Origin of the sequence: Jannaschia sp. 2305UL9-9 (assembly GCF_041403465.1) — a bacterium.
Taxonomy (GTDB): domain Bacteria; phylum Pseudomonadota; class Alphaproteobacteria; order Rhodobacterales; family Rhodobacteraceae; genus Jannaschia.
In genome coordinates this window covers 973,914-991,787 of record NZ_JBGEHM010000001.1, presented here as the reverse complement: position 1 = coordinate 991,787, position 17,874 = coordinate 973,914, and the positions used below count along the sequence as shown (strand labels likewise).

Here is a 17,874-nt window from a genome sequence, read left to right as displayed (position 1 = left end):
CACGGGATACCGGACATGCTGCGCACACTCGACATCTCAGACATGCTGATCATCGACCGCCTGTCGCTGGAGTTCGGCGCGGGGCTGAACGTCCTGACCGGGGAAACCGGGGCGGGCAAGTCGATCCTTCTCGACTCTCTCGGGTTTGTCCTTGGTTGGCGCGGGCGGGCCGAGCTGGTCCGTCAGGGGGCAAAGCAGGGCGAGGTGACGGCCGTCTTCGACCTGCCCGACGGCCACGCCGCCCGCGAGGTTCTGGCCGAACATCAGATCGACGCCGAGGACGGCGAATTGATCCTGCGCCGCGTCAACACCCGTGACGGGCGCAAGACGGCCTGGGTCAACGGCAGCCGCGTCAGCGGAGAGGTGCTGCGCGCCCTGTCCGAAAGCCTGCTGGAGCTGCACGGTCAGCACGATGACAGGGGCCTGTTGGACGTGCGCGGACATGGGCGTCTGCTGGACGATTTCGCCGGTGCCGACACGGCCGCCGTGCGCCGCGCGTGGTCGACACTCGCCGCTGCGCGCCGCGCGCTGGACGCGGCCGAAGCGCAGGTGGAGGAGGCGCGCGCCGAAGAGGATTTCCTGCGCTACTCGGTCGATGAATTCGACAAGCTGTCACCCGAGGTCGGTGAAGACGCGGAACTCGATGCGCGTCGCCGCCTGATGCAGGGGGCCGAAAAGATCCGCGCCGATGTGGGGCGCGCGGCAGAGGCGCTCGGCATGTCGGGCGCCGAGGGTCAGATGATGGACGCAAGCCGCTGGTTGGACGGCGCGCTGGATCAGGCAGGCGAGGCACTGGCCCCCGCGCTCGACGCGCTCGGCCGGGCACTGGTGGAATTGGGCGAGGCGCAGCAGGGCGTCGAAAGCTGTCTGGATGCGCTGACCTTCGATGCGCGCGAGTTGGAGGAGACGGAGGAACGCCTGTTCGCCATTCGCGCCATCGCGCGAAAGCACGGCGTGGCCCCCGATGACCTGCCTGCCTTCGCCGACGGCCTGCGCGAACGGCTGTCCCTTCTGGACGCATCCGGCGGGGGCATCGGAAAACTGCGCGTGGCGGTGGAAACGGCGCGCGCCGATTATGACGGGGCCGCCGCCGCCCTGACGCAGTTGCGAACCGAAGCGGCGGAGCGTCTGGACATCGCGATGGCGGGTGAACTGGCACCACTCAAGATGGATCGTGCAACCTTCACCACCAACGTCACGCGTGGCACGGCCGGGTCGGACGGCTGGGACGATGTCTCGTTCGAGGTGGCCACCAATCCCGGCGCGCCGTCCGGCCCCTTGGACAAGATCGCTTCGGGCGGCGAACTCAGCCGCTTTTTGCTGGCCCTGAAGGTCTGTCTGACCGGGGGGGATCGCAGCGTGACGCTGATCTTCGATGAAATCGACCGGGGCGTTGGCGGTGCCACGGCGGATGCCGTCGGCCGCCGGTTGCAGGCGCTGGCCGATGGGGGGCAGGTGCTGGTGGTCACGCATTCTCCGCAGGTCGCGGCCTTGGGCGCGCATCACTGGCGCGTGCAGAAATCGGTGGCGGACAACGTCACCACCTCGACCGTCATTCCGGTGGCACAGGCCGACCGGGTGGATGAAATCGCGCGGATGCTGGCAGGGGACACGGTCACCGACGCCGCGCGGGGGGCCGCACAGGCGCTGCTCGACGCAGCCGCCTGAAAAACCGCGCCTCGCCCCTTCTTTGTTCCCATAAATATCCATTCGACAGCGGCAGCACGCGCCACCTTGTCGGCGGAAACGTTACAGCAGCCAGAGCGCGGCCAAGCCGAGAAACGCGAAGAAGCCGACCACATCCGTCACGGTCGTCACGAAGGCGCCGGAGGCGAGTGCCGGGTCGATCCCCACCTTCTGCAGCACGACCGGTATGCCGACACCGGCAAGGCCGGCCACGACCATGTTCACGATCATCGCCACCGCGATCACCCCGCCCAACGCGGGCGAGCCGAACCAGACGATCCCGACCACCCCCATGATCACCGCGAAGGCCAGGCCGTTGATCGCGCCCGCCATCACTTCACGCCGGATGACGCGCCAGACGTTGCCGCCGGTCAGGTCGCGGGTCGCCAGCGCGCGCACCGCCACGGTCAGGGACTGCGTCCCCGCGTTGCCACCCATCGAGGCGACGATCGGCATCAACACCGCAAGCGCCACGATCTGCGTCAGGACGGCCTCGAACTGCGCGATCACCACGGACGCAAGGATCGCCGTGAACAGGTTCACCGCCAGCCAGGGGAAGCGGCGGCGCACGACGCCCAGGGTCTTGTTCGACAGCGATTCCTCGGCGTCCACACCGGCGAGGCGCAGGATATCCTCCTCCGCTTCCTCGTCGAGGATGCGGATGGCGTCGTCGATGGTGATCACGCCCAGCAATCGGTCGTCGGCGTCGACCACGGCGGCCGAGATCAGGTGATACTGGTTGAAGGCATAGGCGACCTCCGACTCCGGGTCGGTGACTTCGAAGGTTCGAAAGCTGTCTTCCTCGATGTCCGATAATGGCGTCTCGCGCGGCGACGCAAGGATCTTGCCAAGCGTGACATGACCGACCGGGCGCATGCGCGGGTCCGTCAGGATGACGTGGTAGAACTGCTCCGGCAGGTCGGGACCCGACCGCAGGAAATCGATGGCCTGACCGACGGTCCAGAAGGACGGGGCGATCACCACCTCGCGCTGCATCAGGCGTCCGGCCGAATACTCGGGGTAGGACAGGGCCTGCTGCACCGCGACCCGGTCCACATCTGACAGGGCGCCAAGAATGGCCGTGGCCTGATCCGCATCATCGAGGTTCTCGACCAGATCGACGACGTCGTCTGTATCCAGTTCCCGCACCGCCTCGGCGACATCCTCTGCGGGCAGGTACGACAGCACCTCCTCGCGCAGGTTCTCGTCCAGTTCGGACAGGATTTCCCCGTCGATCTGACCCTGCCAAAGCTCCACGAGGGTCGAGCGTTCGGATTCGGAGACCTGCTCCAGAAGGTCGGCGATGTCGGCGCCGTGCAGCGGCTCCAGCAGGTCGTCCAGCCCGGTGCGATCCCGCTGTGCCAGCGCATCGCGAACGGCCGATACGCGCGAGTCGTCGAGGTCGATTTCCTCTTCGAGTTCTGCCGTCTGGGTTTCCTCGTCTTGCGACCTCAGGAGGGTGTCGGGCTCATGCTCAGTCATCGCGTCCTCCTGTGTGGATCATTGGGTCCGCGATACCCTTTCGCCGGGGCAAGTGGTAGGGGCATCCTGCGGTCGGCGGCGGGGCGCCGGGGCTGTTTTCCGTCGGGTCCGGGGCGGGGCCGGGGGCTTGCGGGCGGGATGGCCCGCGCCGTAGGTCTGATCGCATGACACAGCTGATCCTTGGTCAAGTGCTGACCTTTCCGGGCGATCCGTTCGCCGTACCATTGACGCAAGCCGCGCATCACGAGGTGCATGGCGCCATCGCGGTGGACGACGGGCGCATTCTTGGCAGCGGCCCGGTCGACGAGGTGCGGGCGGCCCATCCCGGCGCGGCGGAGGTCGATCATGGTGATGCGCTTATCCTTCCGGGATTCGTCGACGCGCATATGCATTACCCGCAGACGGCGATGATCGCATCCTGGGGCAAGCGGCTGATCGACTGGCTCAACACCTATACCTTCCCTGAGGAGGCCCGGTTTTCGGACCCTGCCTATGCCGCCGGGATCGCCGGGCGCACGCTGGACCTCGCGCTGGCCCATGGAAGCACGACCGTCACGAGTTTCTGCACCATTCATCCCACCAGCGTCGATGCCCTGTTCGAGGCGGCTGCGGCGCGGGGCATGGCCGTCTGGGGTGGCAAGACCTGCATGGATCGCAACGCGCCCGATGACCTGCGCGATACGGCGCAAAGCGCCTATGACGACAGCCGCGCCCTGCTGTCCCGCTGGCACGGGGCGGGGCGCGCGAACTACGTCATCACGCCCCGGTTTTCCCCGACCTCCACCCCGGAGCAATTGTCGGCCCTGGGTGCGCTTTGGGCCGAGCATCCCGACTGCCTGATGCAGACGCATCTGTCCGAACAAGTCGACGAGATTGCTTGGGTCCGCGACCTGTTCCCGGACGCGCGCGATTACCTCGACACCTACGAGGCGCATGGCCTGTTGGGGGCGAACGGCCTTTACGGTCACGCAATCCATCTGATGGCGCGGGAGGTGGACCGTCTGGCCGAAGTCGGCGCCGCCGTGGTGCATTGCCCGACGTCCAACACCTTCATCGGGTCGGGCCTGTTCGACATGTCGCTGACCGCACGGATGCGGGTCGGGCTGGCGACGGATACCGGCGGGGGGTCCAGCTTTTCGATGCTGCGCACGATGGCGGCGGCCTACGAGGTGGCGCAGCTGCGGGGGCAGGCGCTGCATCCTGCGCAACTGCTGTGGCTGGCGACCGAAGGGTCGGCGCGCGCGCTGCGGGCCGAGGACCGCATAGGCACCCTGGCACCCGGATCGGATGCGGACCTCGTGGTTCTGGACCTCGCCTCCACCCCGGCAATCACGCAGCGCAGCACCCGTGCGGGCGACATCTGGGAGGCGGTGTTCCCGACCATCATGATGGGCGACGACCGCGCGGTGGCGCAGGTCTACGTGGCGGGACGCGCGGTCCGGTCGTGACCTGCCGGGAATGAAAAAGGCCCCGCCAGTGACGGCGGGGCCCGATACGTTCGCGATGCCGCCGGCGTCAGCCCGTAGCCTCGGGCGTGCAGGTGCCGGCGGTGGCGTCCCATGTCGTGCCGGGGGCACAGGACATGGTGACCTGTTCGGCCTTGCCCCAGTTGCATTCGTAGGCGGTCGCGAGACCGGGGGCAGCCACGAGGGCAGCGGCGGCGAAGAGTGTCTTGAACGTCGTCATCATCGTCTCCGTCTGTTGTTTGGGTGACCTTACGGTAGCCCCGCCGCGCCATTCGTCCAAAGCATCTTTTGTCGCAGGCGCGATCAGTCGCCGAACACCCGCTTGAAGATCGTGTCGACATGCTTGGTGTGATACCCGAGGTCGAACTTCTCCTCGATGGCCTCGACGCCCAGAGCCGCCACGACGGCCTCATCGGCCAGCAGCTCCTCGCGGAAATCGGTGCGATGCTCCCACACCTTCAGGGCGTTGCGCTGAACCATGGAATAGGCGTCCTCGCGGCTGACACCGGCCTGCGTCAGGGCCAGCAGGACGCGCTGCGACATCACGAGGCCGGGGAACTTGTTAATGTTGTCCAGCATGTTGTCGGGGAAGATCAGCATCTTGTCGATCACGCCGGTCAGGCGGGCCAGCGCGAAGTCCAGCGTGATGGTCGCATCCGGGCCGATGGTGCGTTCGACCGAGGAATGGCTGATGTCGCGTTCATGCCAGAGGGCGACATTCTCCATCGCCGGGATCACGGCCATGCGGACGAGGCGGGCGAGGCCGGTCAGGTTCTCGGTCAGCACGGGGTTCTTCTTGTGCGGCATGGCCGAGGAGCCCTTTTGCCCCATGGAGAAGAACTCCGCCCCCTCCAGCACTTCGGTCCGCTGCATGTGGCGCACTTCGGTGGCGACGTTCTCGATGCTGCTGGCGATCACGCCGAGACAGGCAAAGAAGGCGGCATGACGGTCGCGGGGGATGACCTGCGTGCTGATCGGCTCGGGGCTGAGGCCTAGTTGCGCGCAGACGTGTTCCTCGACCGCCGGGTCGATATTGGCGAAGGTGCCGACCGCGCCGGAAATGGCGCCTGTCGCGATTTCGGCCTTGGCGGCCTTCAGCCGGGTCAGGTTGCGGTCCATCTCGGCGTAGAAGCGCGCGAAGGTCAGGCCCATGGTCGTCGGCTCCGCGTGGATGCCGTGGGACCGGCCGACGCGCAGGGTGTCCTTGTGCTCCAGCGCGCGGCGCTTGAGGGCGGCCAGCAACCCCTCCAGATCGGCGATCAGGATATCGGCGGCGCGCACCAGCTGCACGTTGAAGCAGGTGTCCAGCACGTCCGAAGACGTCATGCCCTGATGCACGAAGCGCGCCTCGTCCGATCCGACATGTTCGGCGAGATGGGTCAGGAAGGCGATGACGTCATGCTTGGTGACGGCCTCGATCTCGTCGATGCGGGCGACGTCGAATTCCACGTCGCGGGCCTTCCAGACGGCTTCGGCGTTTTCGCGCGGGATCACGCCGAGGTCGGCCATCGCGTCGCAGGCGTGGGCCTCGATCTCGAACCAGATGCGGAACTTGGTCTCCGGCGACCAGATTTTCACCATATCAGGGCGGGAATAGCGGGGGATCATGGCTGCGGTCCTCTGGTCAGCGGGGTCGCGGGCGTCATAAGGTGCGGCGCAGGCACTCGCAAGGAAGCGGTGAGATGAGACAGGTTTTCCCGGCGCGGCCCCGACAGCGGACATCCGCATGAGCCCCCCCAAGAACACCCGCCCGATCTGGATGCACCCCTTCGCGGCGACGGGTTATTCCGCAGCGGGCGCCCGGTTCCTGATGCGACAGCGCGCGGCGCAGATACAGGTCGTGATGGGTGGCGTGACGGCCTTGCTGTTCGTGGTCGCCGGGGTAGGGGCCGCGCAATGGGCGATGATGATCGCCCTGTTCATCGCGGGCCTCGCCATCGAGGCGCTGAATACGGCGATCGAGTTGATCGTCGATCGCCTGTCGCCTGAGATCAGCGATTTCGCAAAACACGCCAAGGATCTGGGCAGTTTCGCGGTCGGCTGTGTCCTGCTGATCTTTGCCGGTCACGCGATCTGGGCGTTGATGCAGGCTTGGGGATGAGGCCGGACCTGACCGCCTTCGCGGGCCTCTGGCGGGTCGCGCGCGTCATTCGCCACGCGGACGGGCAGGTTGCGCGGTTTTCCGGTCAAGCGGAGTGGCGAGCCGAGGGCGATGGCTGGCGCAGCGCGGAGGTCGGCACCCTGACGCAGGGCGCCACGGCATTCGAGGCGCGGCGCGAGACGCTGTGGCAGGCGGATGGCGACACCATCGCGGTCAGCTTCGCCGATGGCCGCCCGTTCCACCACATCCCGCCGGTGGCGCGACCAAGGGCAACCCATGACTGCCCGCCCGACGACTATCGCCTGGCCTATGACTTCACCGCCTGGCCGCACTGGTCGGTCCGGTGGCGTGTCACCGGGCCACGCAAGGATTATCGCGCCCTGACCCGCTACGCGCGGATCACCCCGTAGGGCAGGCGGCGCCTGTGTCACGCCAGATCGTGACGTTCAGCGACATGGCGCACAACGCCATGAAGGTGCGCCCATCGACAGTAAGGCAGACCTGCGTGCCGACGTCATGCAGGTTTCCGAAGGTGTCGCGGCATTCGCACGGCAGTTCCTTCGCGGTGGTCTGTGCGGCCATCAGGGCGCATGTCGCGGCAAGGGCAAAGGTGGATCGCATGTTCATGAGTCAAACCTCCTGAGGGATGCTAACACGGACGCGCCCTTGACCAAGACGTCTATCCGCCGCATCACCGCCGCCATGATCCCGACAGAGCGCCTAGACCAGATCCTCGCCCGTTTCGAGTTCCTCGAAGCGCGGCTGAACGCCGGGCCGGAGGCGTCGGAAATCGCCGACCTGACCCGCGAATACGCGGAGGTGAAACCGGTTGCTGAACAGGTGCGGGCACACCACGCGTTGACCCGACAGCTTGCCGAAGCCGAGGCGATGCTGGCCGACCCCGAGATGCGAGAGCTGGCCGAAGCCGAACTGCCCGACCTGCGCGCCGCCTTGGCGGCAGGGGCAGCCGCGTTGCAGATCGCCTTGCTGCCGAAAGACGCCGCCGACGCCCGCCCCGCCATCCTGGAGATCCGTCCCGGCACCGGGGGCGACGAGGCCGCGCTGTTCGCCGCCAACCTCGAAGAGATGTATCGCCGCTATGCCGAAGGCCGCGGCTGGCGCATCGAAGTGGTGGAACGACAGGAGACCGACCTCGGCGGCCTCAAGGAATACGTCGCCCGGATCGAAGGCGAGAACGTCTTCGCCCGGCTGAAGTTCGAGAGCGGCGTGCACCGTGTGCAACGCGTGCCCTCAACCGAATCGGGGGGGCGTATCCACACCTCCGCGGCCACCGTCGCCGTCCTGCCCGAGGCGGAGGCGGTGGACATCGACATTCCGGCCACGGACATCCGCATCGACACGATGCGCGCCTCGGGGGCGGGGGGACAGCACGTCAACACGACCGATTCCGCCGTGCGGATCACCCACCTGCCGACCGGCATGATGGTGACCAGCGCCGAGAAATCCCAGCACCGCAATCGCGAGATCGCGATGAACGTCCTGCGCGCCCGTCTCTACGAGGCACAGCGCGCCGCGCTGGACGCGGAACGCTCGGCCGACCGCAAGTCGCAGGTCGGCTCCGGCGACCGGTCCGAACGCATCCGCACCTACAACTTTCCGCAGGGGCGGATGACCGACCACCGCATTAACCTGACGCTCTATTCGCTGAACCAGGTGATGCAGGGCGATCTGGACGAGGTCATCGACGCGCTGACCTCCGACCATCAGGCAACCCTGCTGGCAGAGATGGGCGCATGAGCGAGACGGACGCCGTCCGTGCGCTGGCCGAAGCGCGGCGCAGGTTCGAAATGGTGGGGATCCCCGATGCCGCGCGCGATGCCTCGGCCCTGATGGACGCGGCGGGGGCCGGTTCCGACCTTGTCCTGTCAGCCGAAGTTGCCGACCGTTTCGCCACCATGGTCGCCCGTCGCACGGCCCGCGAGCCGGTGTCCCACATAATCGGGAGGCGGGCGTTCTGGATGCATGATTTCGAGGTCACGCCAGACGTCCTTGACCCGCGACCGGACACGGAAACCCTTGTGGAAGCGGCATTGGCCGACGGGTTCTCGACCGTCGTCGACCTTGGCACGGGGTCGGGCTGCATCCTGCTGTCGCTTTTGCATGAACGACCCGAAGCGACCGGTCTCGGGACGGATATATCCGAGGCCGCCTTGGCCGTCGCACGACGCAATGCGGACCGCGTCGGGGTTGCGGGACGTGCCTCGTTCCTCAGGTCGGACTGGTTGTCGGGGGTGACGGGACAGGTCGATTTGATCGTCTCGAACCCCCCTTACATCTCGCAGGACGAAATGGTGGACCTGTCGCCCGAGGTTCTGCACGAACCGCATCTGGCCCTGACCCCCGGGGGGGACGGCCTTGATGCATACCGCCGCATCGCGCGCGATGCGCCCGACCACCTCGTGCCCGGCGGGCGGCTTCTGGTCGAGATCGGGGCGACGCAGGCGTCCGCTGTCTCGGCGCTGTTCGAGGCGGCAGGACTGATCAACATCGCGACGATCCGGGACCTTCCCGGCAAGGATCGGGTCGTTTCCGCGCAAAAACCGGCCGATAGGTAACGAATCTCCTTGTAAACGGGGCGCATTATTTCCATAACGCCTTTGCACATCAGCGGATGTCGGCGGCTTTTGCCCTCGCCCCTTATGCAACGCCCGATAAACTCGGACCCACTCGACCCAGTCAGTCTGGGCACGGTCCCCGGCCAACACTTCGGCACCAAACCTCCAAGCGGAACCTATTCAGGCATGAGAAGCTCCAAGTCGCGTTCGCGGAACAAGAACCGCAACAACCGTCCCCAGGGTGGCAACATCATCAACCGTGTCTTCGACAGTTCGGGACCGGAGGGAAAGGTGCGCGGCACCCCGCAGCAGATCATCGACAAGTACAACCAGCTGGCACGCGATGCGCAGCTGTCCGGTGACCGCGTCGCCGTCGAGAACTTCCAGCAGCACGCAGAGCATTACACCCGCATGCTCGCCGTCGCGCAGAAGGAAATGGACGCGCGCCAGCAGCAGAACAACCAGAACAACAACCAAAACAACAACGGCCAGAACAACGGACAACCGAACGGCAATCAGGCCGGCGGCAATGGCCAGCGGGATGGTCAAGGTCAGGGCAATCAGGCCCCGGGCGGTCAGGCGGCGGCCAATCAGGCCGAGGGTGGTCAGGGCAACGGCGCCCCGCGTGACGATCAGCCGACGGCAGACAAGCGTGGCGATCGTGGTGGCAACGAACAACGCGCCGAAACCGCTGAAAAGCCCCGCGGCAACCGCCGTCGGCAGCCCCAGCAGGACCGGCAGCCCGCCACCGAAGCCAACGACGTGATCGACACGCCTGATGTTGTCGGGGACGACAGCGGCCTCGTGGAGACGCCGGAGGCCAAGGCCGCACCAGATGCGGCATCCGAGACCCCGGCCGAGAAGCCCAAGCGCACCCGGACCCGCAAGAAAGCCCCGGCCAAGCCCAAGGGGGATGCGGATTCCTCCGACGCGCCGTCGTCCGAAGACGCCTGATCGGACCGGCCCGTCGCCGTCGCGCGCACGGGTCGGGTCAGGCGACCGGCCGGTGTGACCCCTGATCCGTGACCGGTCGCGCCCTCAGTCGGCGATGACCCGGGCCAAGGCGCACCACTGCTCGATGGACACGCGCTCTGCCCGTTCGGTCGGCGCGATGCCGGCCGCCATCAGGCGATCCTCCAGATCCGGAACCAGCCCCTTGAGCGCGGCGCGCAGCATCTTGCGCCGCTGATTGAAGCCCTTTGCAACGACCCGCTCGAGGATGGTTGCATCCGCTGGAAAACGCGGCTCCGGCAGGGCGGTCAGATGAACCACGGCAGAGTGGACCTTGGGTGGGGGGCTGAAGGCCTCCGGCGGCAGGGTCATCACGATTTCCGCGGTCGTGCGCCATTGGGACAGGACGGCCAGGCGCCCATAGGCCTTGTCGCCCGGCTGAGCCGTGATCCGCTGCGCGACTTCCTTCTGGAACATCAGCGTCAGACTGGACCATGGGGGCGGCCAGCTTGCGGGCGTCAGCCAGCGGACCAGCAACTCCGTCCCGATGTTGTAGGGCAGGTTCGCGACGACGCGCCAAGGGCCATCCAGATGCGCACCGACATCGATCTGCAAGGCGTCGCCGTTCACGACGGTCAACTGGCCGGGATAGCGGGCGGCGATTTCCTCCAGCGCAGGAAGGCAGCGGGCATCCTTTTCGACCGCAAGGACACGTGATGCGCCTTCGGCCAGCAATCCACGGGTCAGGCCCCCGGGGCCCGGCCCGACCTCGAGGACCTGCGCGCCCTCCAGCCGTCCGGACAGGCGCGCGATGCGGGCGGTCAGGTTCAGGTCCAGAAGGAAGTTCTGGCCCATGCTCTTCTTGGCGCGCAGATCGTGGGTCGCGATCACGTCGCGCAGCGGGGGCAGGTCATCAAGGGTGCTCATGACCACAGCCTGTAGCCGCCCGACCCGCGCAAGGTAAGGGGTTTCGGGAATTTGGCCGCTAAAGGCTCTGCCGCCGGCCGGACATGTCCCACGCCATGCGCAAGGCCGCGATCATCGAGGTCGGATCGGCCATGCCCTTGCCCGCGATGTCGAACGCGGTGCCGTGGTCAGGCGATGTGCGGATGAAGGGCAGGCCAAGCGTCACGTTCACGCCGCCCGCGAAATCGATGGTCTTGATCGGGATCAGCGCCTGATCGTGGTACATCGCGACGGCGGCGTCATACTGCGCGCGCGCGCCGGCGTGAAACATCGTATCGGCGGGCAGGGGACCGTAACAGCCCAATTCCGGCGACAGGCGCGTGACGAGGTCGGCGATCCAGTCGACCTCCTGCCGTCCCATGGTGCCGCCCTCGCCGGCGTGGGGGTTCAGCCCCGCCACGGCGATACGGGGTGCCGCGATGGCGAAATCGCGGCGCAGACCCGCGTGCGTTACCCGCAGACAGGTTTCCAGCGTTACGGGCGTCAGTTCCGAAGCAACGCGATCAAGGGCGATGTGGATCGTGGCGGGAACGACGCGCAGATCCGGACAGGCCAGCATCATCACAACCTCGGCCCCGCCCGCCAGCGCGGCAAGGTATTCCGTATGGCCGGGATGGGGGAAATCGGCACCATCTTTGAGCGCCTTCTTGTGGATCGGGGCCGTGCAGACCGCGCTGGCCGCACCGCTGGTCGCCAGATCGACCGCGCGTGCGATTGCCGAAATGACGCCCGCCGCCTGCTGCGGGTCGGGCACGCCCGGTGTCCGCGCGCCGGGAATGTCGTGGGGCAGGACGCAGAGGGTGCCCGCGCTGGCCGCATCGGGCGAGGAAATCACCGTGATTTCGGCCCCCAGACCGGTGAAGTGGTCGGGGTTGCCGATCACGAAGAACGGGATGTCTGGCAACAAGGCGCGCGCGCGGGCAATGACCTCCGGGCCAATACCGGCGGGCTCCCCGCATGTTACCGCGATGGGCGCGCCTGTGGGATCAGCCATCGGTGATGATGGCGTCCGATCGCAGCTCGTCCAGATAGCCTTGGGCATAGCTGGTCAGGCGCTGCGTCAGGATCTGCTGGCCGATCGCCTCGAACGCGCCTTCGGCAGGTTCGACGACGCGTCCGCACATCATGATGAACCGCAGGTTCCCGCCCGATGTCAGGAGGGTCGAGACCTCCCCATCATCCAGCTTCGACAGTTCGGCCGCCAGATCGGCAGGCAGGCTGGCAATCGGTGCCACCTGCCGGGTCAGAACCTCGGCCGGCTGATCCTTGGCCACGCCATAAAGATCGTCGCAGACATCGACGCGGGCGCGCAGGATGGCGGCCTGTTGCAGCGCCGCGTTGCTGCGCCCGCCGGGGATCAGGTATTCGGCGTAATCGACCGACAGGGCTTCGGTCGGGCCCGCACCGCTCTCGTCGAGGTCGCGCAGCATATAGAGGCCGATGAAGCTGCCCAGATCGACCGGGGCGGAAACCTCTCCGGGGGAAAGGGCAAGAACCTGCGTTACGATGGGCGGCGGCAGCTGCGACAGGGACAGCCAGTCGAGCCGCCCCCCACGCCCGGCCGAGGCGCTGCGTGAATACTGTCGCGCGGCCCTCTGAAAGGCGGTCTGTCCAGACAGGCTGTCCGACAGGGTCTGGGCCAATGCGCGCACCTCGTCCCGGTTTTCCGGTGTCTGCGGGATCGCGATCTCCGACAACAGCAGGCGGACACCGCCGGTGTTGCCACGGGCGAGGGTGCGGTCGATCTCCGCCTCGGAGGGGCGTGCCTGCGGGCCGAACCGTTGCTGGACCAGCTGCCGCCAGTAGAGGCCGTTGCGGACAAAGTCGCGGAACGTCTCGGCCGCGATACCGGCCTGTTCCAGCAGCGCGACGAACTGGTCCGGCTCCAACCCGCCACGGGCGGCGAATTCAACCATGCCGCTGTCCAGTTCCTGCGGCGTCAGCGTAATACCCTCCGCGCGCGCAGCCTGTACCTGCAGGGTTTCGTTGATCATGGTGTCGCGCGCGCTGGCCAGATCGGCATCAGGTGCCCCCAGCAGGGCCAGAAAGCGCGCGCGTTGTTCGATCTGCCAGTTGTTCACGCTGACGCCGTTGACGGTTACGGCCGGGGCAAAGGGCTGTCCCTGTGCGAAACCGGTCGTCGGCTGCAGCACGACAAGACAGGTTGCGGCGGCCAGCGCGCATACACCGCGCCGCAAGGTGCGTTTCACATCGAAGATCATTTGCTGCCCGGCCCCCAAGCCTCATATCCCGCATTTGCGCGCGCGTTTCGCGCTGTCGTCTGCCCCGAACCCGGCCAGTTCCACCGACAAGCCGAAACTCGTCGAGGGTTGCAGCGTCGTGGTCGAGGTAAAGCGCCGCTCCACGTCGAAATCCACTGTCACGCAATCCGACCGATAGGTCAGGCCAAGGCCTGCGCTGCTGGCGTCGTTCGTGACGAAGTCATACTGCCAGTTTGCCCGTCCCGTCCAGTCGTCGCCAAGGCCCAGTGCCGCGTCCATCGTCCATTCCGAGGTGTCGAGGGTCCGCCCGGCGGTCGGGTCCGCCTCCAACCAGGTATAGCGCGTTTCGACGGCATGATCGTCGCTTGACCAGCGCAGGATCGATTCCGACCGCGAGAATGTCAGCTGATCGTCGAACAGCGAGCGGCTCATGACCTCCAGCCCGATGGCGTGGCTTGCCCCGAATGACAAAAGCCAGTCGGACGACTGACCATCAAGACCCGTGCCCGGCCTGAACTGTCCGAGGTCGCCAGCACGGATGACGCGTCCGACCAGAACACCGACGTTCCAGCCGGCGGGGTCATACCGGGTATAGCCGACGCCGACGTTCAGCCGATTGCCAAGTTCGCGCGTGTCGCGTCCGGCGAACCGGCTGGCGGAAAACAGGTTCCCTTCGTCGAACTCGGGCGTCAGGCTGTCCTCGTCCGGGGTTGCGTTGCGGTTGTTGGGTGCAAGGATCACCTGCGCGACGGGTTCCAGAACATGCCGCACGCCATTTGCCCCCGACCGTGCAAGCGGCATCCGTGCCTCAAGCCCCGCATAGGGCACGGCGCGGATGAAGGCCGTGTCATTGAACGTCGGATCCTGCCGGACGTTGTAGGCATCCACGTGCAACCCGCCCAGACCGGTCAGGACGATGCCCCCTTCGCTGATCCAGCTGCGCCGCCAGTCGACGGCGGCCGAGGCGCGCAGGACATCGCGGGCGGCATTGCTTGGCTGGCCTGCGGGGACTTCGGTGGCGGTCCGTTCGCGTCCGTGCACCTGCCATGTCCAGACCGCCTGCCCACCCAGCCAGTTCGGCTCCGTGCGGCCCTGGCGTTCGATCGTCATGACCCGCGTCGGCAGGAAGCGGTTGTCCTCGCCGATGCGCAGGGATTGAAACAGGATCGCCTCGGCCACGAAACGGCTGTCGCGGTCGACACGGGTGATAGCGACGCGGCTGTCCAGCCTGTCCTTGTCGGTGACGTCATAGTCGAGAAGGTAGTCGTCGTCCGAGACTGCCTCCAGGTCGAACTCGAAGCGGTAGTTTCGCGTCAGGGCCCATGTGCCTTCTGCAAAGACATAACCGCGCCACGGATCCGGGGTGATGGTGTCCTCCGAAATCGCGCCCTCGATCTGCAGTGTCCCCGTGTCGAAGGCCTCCCGGTAGCGCAGGCCGAGACTGCGCGTGTTCTGGTTTGTCACGAACGGCGAAAACGTCAGGTCGCGGGACGGGCCGAGCGTCAGGAAATAGGACGCGGTCATGCCGGTCCCGAGGGTGTCGTCGGAGGAGAAACGCGGGGCCAGCCAACCGGACGACCGCTCCAGCGTAGGGTCCGGCAGGCGCAGCACCGGCAACCAGGCGACCGGGACGCCGCCGACCTCGAACCGGGCGTTCTCGAAGTAGATCTGCCGGGCCTCGCGGTCGTGGATGATGCGCTTGGCACGGATCTGCCATAGCGGCACATCCCCATCGGCACAGATGGAGCAGGAGGAGGCGACCCCCTGATAGAGCTGCGTGAACCGACCCGCGTCGCCCTGCGTGATCTCGGTCGCGGCGATCTGCAGGCGATCCGCCAGCACGAGGCGCGCCCCTTGCAGGACGCTTCCGCGAAGATCGGGCGAAAGATCGGCGAAATCCGCGACGAGGACCGCGTCATCGCCATCGATCAGCGTCAGGGGACCGTCGACCTGCAACCGGTCCTCGGACCGCAGATAGGTGATGCGCGGCGCGCGCAGGATGCGCCCGTCGGCAAAGATCTCGACGTCGCCGGAGGCGGTCAGGCGATCGGCATCGAAATCGATACGGTCGGCCACCAGCGTCGCCGGCACGCCCTGCGCCATGACGGGGCCGGCCAGCAGGGCCATGCAGACGATCAACCAGCGCATCAGCCGTCCTCCAGCTGAAGGATGACCCCCAGCGACAACAGGATCGCGGCAAATGGCGGGGACCAAGCGGCAAGCGCGACCGGAAGCTGCCCGTTCTCGCCCAGCGTCTGCGCGAAGGAGCGCAGGAAAAAGATGCCGAACCCCAGCAGCAAAGCCATCAGGACCATCGTGCCCGACTTGCCCGCGCGCACGTGGCGCATGGTAAAGGCCGCGCCGATCATAACCATCGCGGCCAGCATGAAGGGATTCGCCAGCTCCATATGCAGCCAGACACGGTGCGTGCGACCCGAGAATCCGGCGGCATCCAGCTGTGCAATGAACGCGGGCAGCTTGAAGATCGGGATGGAGGAAGGAACGCCGAAACTGTCACGGATCTGGTTTTCCGTCAGGGTCGACGGGATCGTGGTCGAGCCTTGGGAAACGGCATCCCGTTCCGGGTTGTCGGAGGTGCCCAGCGGCCAGCGTTTCGCATCCAGCAGGAACCACTGACCGGCCGACAGCTCGGCGCGCAGGGCGTCGATCCGTTCGATCGGCGTGCCCTCGGCGTCGAAGGCGATGAAGGTCGCCTCGAACAGGATGGTGCCACCAAGCGACGACCGCGCCGCGCGGATCACTGTCTGTCCCTCGGCGTCGCCCTGGCGCAGCCAGACGCCCTCTTCGCTGACCGACAGGACGCTGGACAGGCCCGTGCGGAACTGCGCAATCTCCCGCTCGTAGATGCCTTGGGTCGCGGCCACGATGGGGTTCGCCACCGCAAGCGCGATCACACCGAGCAGGAGTGCAGCCAGCACGGGCGCCAGCAGCGCGCGCACCGCCGATCGGCCCGCCGCGCGCACGACCACAAGCTCCGACGACCGGGCCAGCGCAAGGAACAGAGCCAGCGTGGCAAGAATCACGATCAGAGGCAGGATCTGATACAACGCGGCCGGCAGGTTCAACGCGGCAAGGCGCAGGCCGTCCGCGATGTCGGCGTCCTGTCCTTCGAGGCGGCGCAGCTGTTCCATGAGGTCGATGGGCAGCAACAGGCCCGTGAATACCAGCGAGACGATGAAGACCAGCGACAGGAACCGTCGCGAGATATACAGGGCAAGGGTCATGCCGGCGCCCCCCGGAAGGCGCGCGCGCCCAGCGAACTGTACCAGACCAGCACCGCGCCCAGACCGGCGGTCGCCAAAGCGGGCAGGTGAATGACCCACCACAGCGTCGCATCGTCCCGCGCGATGGATTCGGCCACGTTCGACAGCATCTTCAGCACGATGGCCGCAACCACGGCGGCCATGATCTGCCGCCAGAGGCCAAGGCGGGAATAGCCACCCAGCATCAGGAACCCAAGCGCCATGAGGGGCAGGGCGGCGGCAAAGACAGCCTCGGAGAAACGCAGATTCCCCTCGGACAGAAGCTTGGCGCGGCTGGCGCCGGTGACGGCCCGCGCCTCCGCGTCCGCGCGCAGCAGGGCGATGGTCGGCAATTCGCGCGGATCGCGCAAACGGGTGGTGTCGCCCCCCGTCAGCCCGGCGAGGTCATAGGCGAAATCATCGAACTGCACGGTCACGAGGCTGCGGTCCGTCACGTCGAGGGTTTGCGCCATGCCGTTGAACATTACGAGGCGCGTGCCAGTGTCGGCACGGACCAAAAGGGCACGTTCGGCGGTATAGGACGTGCGCGTCGCATCCCCGCGCCGGTCCTGCAGAAACAGGCCCAGCAATTCGCCCGCCTCGGTGATGTCGCGAACATAGACCGTCACGCCGGTGCCGGGGTGCAGGAATTCTCCCTCCTTGAGGAAACGCGCCGTCACATCGCGGCTCAACTCTGCCCCCCGCTCGGCCAATGCGGTGCGCGAGGCGGGGACAAGGACATGGCCCAGCACGGACACCATGATGGCAACCACGAACCCGAAGATCAGAACAGGCCGCGCCAGCCGCCATGGTCCCAGACCGGCGGTCTGGGCGACGACCATCTCGCTGTCTGCCGACAGGCGGTTGAGGCCATACAGGATCGCCACGAGAGCCGAGACCGGCAGCACCGCGAAGATCACGTTGGGCAGGGCGAGGGCCGTGAACTCAAGGAATGTGAGGACGGTCGCGCCACCCGCGATCAGGCTGTCGAACAGGCCGATCGCCCGGTTCACCCAGTAGACGGCCACCAGCACGAGGCTGAAGAACCCGAAATACGTCAGCAGTTGACCCGTAAGGTATCGGTCGAAAGTGCCCAATGTCCCCCCCCGGGAAAGCGCGTGCCCCCTTCCTAACCGCCTTGACCGGCAGGGGCAAAGCCCC

17 protein-coding genes are annotated in these 17,874 nt (G+C 66.8%); 7 read left to right on the top strand and 10 right to left on the bottom strand.

Annotated features, from left to right (window positions below; translation table 11 throughout):
* Positions 1-15 precede the first annotated feature (15 nt).
* On the top strand, positions 16-1,668 hold the full coding sequence (gene recN / locus V6N07_RS04835; protein ID WP_371154456.1) for a DNA repair protein RecN: 1,653 nt from the start codon (positions 16-18) through the stop codon (positions 1,666-1,668).
* Between the two features lie 81 nt (positions 1,669-1,749).
* Here the strand turns inward: recN and mgtE are convergent, their stop codons facing one another.
* A complete protein-coding gene (gene mgtE, locus V6N07_RS04830) occupies positions 1,750-3,168 on the bottom strand; it encodes a magnesium transporter (RefSeq protein WP_371154455.1) in 1,419 nt (472 codons plus the stop codon).
* A 164-nt stretch (positions 3,169-3,332) separates the two neighbouring features.
* Here mgtE and guaD point away from each other — a divergent pair, with 164 nt between their 5' ends.
* The gene (gene guaD, locus V6N07_RS04825) at positions 3,333-4,616 is read left to right on the top strand and encodes a guanine deaminase (RefSeq protein ID WP_371154454.1); all 1,284 of its coding nucleotides are present in this window, start codon (positions 3,333-3,335) and stop codon (positions 4,614-4,616) included.
* Between the two features lie 67 nt (positions 4,617-4,683).
* Here guaD and V6N07_RS04820 read toward each other — a convergent pair whose 3' ends face one another.
* Both V6N07_RS04820 and purB read right to left on the bottom strand, forming a co-directional pair.
* Positions 4,684-4,854, bottom strand: a complete 171-nt coding sequence (locus V6N07_RS04820; RefSeq protein WP_371154452.1) for a hypothetical protein — start codon at positions 4,852-4,854, stop codon at positions 4,684-4,686.
* An 83-nt stretch (positions 4,855-4,937) separates the two neighbouring features.
* Entirely contained in the window at positions 4,938-6,242 is a 1,305-nt protein-coding gene (purB, locus tag V6N07_RS04815; RefSeq protein WP_371154451.1) for an adenylosuccinate lyase, read from the bottom strand.
* Between the two features lie 118 nt (positions 6,243-6,360).
* Between purB and V6N07_RS04810 the strand changes: the two genes are divergently transcribed.
* Positions 6,361-6,735: a diacylglycerol kinase gene (locus V6N07_RS04810; RefSeq protein ID WP_371154449.1), complete on the top strand. Its 375-nt coding sequence runs from the start codon at positions 6,361-6,363 to the stop codon at positions 6,733-6,735.
* Positions 6,732-7,145 (top strand): DUF6314 family protein, encoded by a 414-nt coding sequence (locus tag V6N07_RS04805; protein WP_371154448.1) that lies wholly within the window; start codon positions 6,732-6,734, stop codon positions 7,143-7,145. The genes V6N07_RS04810 and V6N07_RS04805 overlap by 4 nt, the downstream gene beginning before the upstream one ends.
* On the opposite strand, the gene V6N07_RS04800 is transcribed toward V6N07_RS04805, so the two are convergent.
* Positions 7,135-7,362, bottom strand: a complete 228-nt coding sequence (locus V6N07_RS04800) for a hypothetical protein (protein ID WP_371154446.1) — start codon at positions 7,360-7,362, stop codon at positions 7,135-7,137. The two genes, V6N07_RS04805 and V6N07_RS04800, sit on opposite strands and share 11 nt — an antisense overlap.
* A gap of 75 nt (positions 7,363-7,437) precedes the next feature.
* Between V6N07_RS04800 and prfA the strand changes: the two genes are divergently transcribed.
* The 3 genes from prfA to V6N07_RS04785 all read left to right on the top strand — a co-directional run bounded on the left by prfA (position 7,438) and on the right by V6N07_RS04785 (position 10,265).
* The gene (gene prfA, locus V6N07_RS04795) at positions 7,438-8,493 is read left to right on the top strand and encodes a peptide chain release factor 1 (protein WP_371155387.1); all 1,056 of its coding nucleotides are present in this window, start codon (positions 7,438-7,440) and stop codon (positions 8,491-8,493) included.
* Positions 8,490-9,311: a peptide chain release factor N(5)-glutamine methyltransferase gene (gene prmC, locus V6N07_RS04790; protein WP_371154445.1), complete on the top strand. Its 822-nt coding sequence runs from the start codon at positions 8,490-8,492 to the stop codon at positions 9,309-9,311. The genes prfA and prmC overlap by 4 nt, the downstream gene beginning before the upstream one ends.
* 186 nt (positions 9,312-9,497) lie before the next feature.
* Entirely contained in the window at positions 9,498-10,265 is a 768-nt protein-coding gene (locus V6N07_RS04785; protein WP_371154443.1) for a DUF4167 domain-containing protein, read from the top strand.
* 84 nt (positions 10,266-10,349) lie between these two features.
* On the opposite strand, the gene rsmA is transcribed toward V6N07_RS04785, so the two are convergent.
* Genes rsmA through lptF form a run of 6 tightly spaced genes read right to left on the bottom strand, consistent with a single transcriptional unit; the run spans position 10,350 to position 17,810 of the window.
* A complete protein-coding gene (rsmA, locus tag V6N07_RS04780) occupies positions 10,350-11,189 on the bottom strand; it encodes a 16S rRNA (adenine(1518)-N(6)/adenine(1519)-N(6))-dimethyltransferase RsmA (protein WP_371154442.1) in 840 nt (279 codons plus the stop codon).
* A gap of 58 nt (positions 11,190-11,247) precedes the next feature.
* Positions 11,248-12,222: a 4-hydroxythreonine-4-phosphate dehydrogenase PdxA gene (pdxA, locus tag V6N07_RS04775; protein WP_371154441.1), complete on the bottom strand. Its 975-nt coding sequence runs from the start codon at positions 12,220-12,222 to the stop codon at positions 11,248-11,250.
* Complete coding sequence (locus V6N07_RS04770; RefSeq protein WP_371154440.1) at positions 12,215-13,450, bottom strand: peptidylprolyl isomerase; 1,236 nt, start codon at positions 13,448-13,450, stop codon at positions 12,215-12,217. Before V6N07_RS04770 ends, pdxA begins: the two co-directional genes overlap by 8 nt.
* A 21-nt stretch (positions 13,451-13,471) precedes the next feature.
* On the bottom strand, positions 13,472-15,598 hold the full coding sequence (locus V6N07_RS04765; RefSeq protein WP_371154439.1) for an LPS-assembly protein LptD: 2,127 nt from the start codon (positions 15,596-15,598) through the stop codon (positions 13,472-13,474).
* Complete coding sequence (gene lptG / locus V6N07_RS04760) at positions 15,598-16,695, bottom strand: LPS export ABC transporter permease LptG (RefSeq protein ID WP_371154437.1); 1,098 nt, start codon at positions 16,693-16,695, stop codon at positions 15,598-15,600. The genes V6N07_RS04765 and lptG overlap by 1 nt, the downstream gene beginning before the upstream one ends.
* Positions 16,692-17,810: an LPS export ABC transporter permease LptF gene (gene lptF / locus V6N07_RS04755; RefSeq protein ID WP_371154436.1), complete on the bottom strand. Its 1,119-nt coding sequence runs from the start codon at positions 17,808-17,810 to the stop codon at positions 16,692-16,694. The genes lptG and lptF overlap by 4 nt, the downstream gene beginning before the upstream one ends.
* Between the last annotated feature and the right edge of the window lie 64 nt (positions 17,811-17,874).

Coding starts and splice junctions, on each gene's coding strand:
- recN (WP_371154456.1), top strand. CDS start 16: ATGCTGCGCACACTCGACATCTCAGACATGCTGATCATCGACCGCCTG.
- mgtE (WP_371154455.1), bottom strand. CDS start 3,168: ATGACTGAGCATGAGCCCGACACCCTCCTGAGGTCGCAAGACGAGGAA.
- guaD (WP_371154454.1), top strand. CDS start 3,333: ATGACACAGCTGATCCTTGGTCAAGTGCTGACCTTTCCGGGCGATCCG.
- V6N07_RS04820 (WP_371154452.1), bottom strand. CDS start 4,854: ATGACGACGTTCAAGACACTCTTCGCCGCCGCTGCCCTCGTGGCTGCC.
- purB (WP_371154451.1), bottom strand. CDS start 6,242: ATGATCCCCCGCTATTCCCGCCCTGATATGGTGAAAATCTGGTCGCCG.
- V6N07_RS04810 (WP_371154449.1), top strand. CDS start 6,361: ATGAGCCCCCCCAAGAACACCCGCCCGATCTGGATGCACCCCTTCGCG.
- V6N07_RS04805 (WP_371154448.1), top strand. CDS start 6,732: ATGAGGCCGGACCTGACCGCCTTCGCGGGCCTCTGGCGGGTCGCGCGC.
- V6N07_RS04800 (WP_371154446.1), bottom strand. CDS start 7,362: ATGAACATGCGATCCACCTTTGCCCTTGCCGCGACATGCGCCCTGATG.
- prfA (WP_371155387.1), top strand. CDS start 7,438: ATGATCCCGACAGAGCGCCTAGACCAGATCCTCGCCCGTTTCGAGTTC.
- prmC (WP_371154445.1), top strand. CDS start 8,490: ATGAGCGAGACGGACGCCGTCCGTGCGCTGGCCGAAGCGCGGCGCAGG.
- V6N07_RS04785 (WP_371154443.1), top strand. CDS start 9,498: ATGAGAAGCTCCAAGTCGCGTTCGCGGAACAAGAACCGCAACAACCGT.
- rsmA (WP_371154442.1), bottom strand. CDS start 11,189: ATGAGCACCCTTGATGACCTGCCCCCGCTGCGCGACGTGATCGCGACC.
- pdxA (WP_371154441.1), bottom strand. CDS start 12,222: ATGGCTGATCCCACAGGCGCGCCCATCGCGGTAACATGCGGGGAGCCC.
- V6N07_RS04770 (WP_371154440.1), bottom strand. CDS start 13,450: ATGATCTTCGATGTGAAACGCACCTTGCGGCGCGGTGTATGCGCGCTG.
- V6N07_RS04765 (WP_371154439.1), bottom strand. CDS start 15,598: ATGCGCTGGTTGATCGTCTGCATGGCCCTGCTGGCCGGCCCCGTCATG.
- lptG (WP_371154437.1), bottom strand. CDS start 16,695: ATGACCCTTGCCCTGTATATCTCGCGACGGTTCCTGTCGCTGGTCTTC.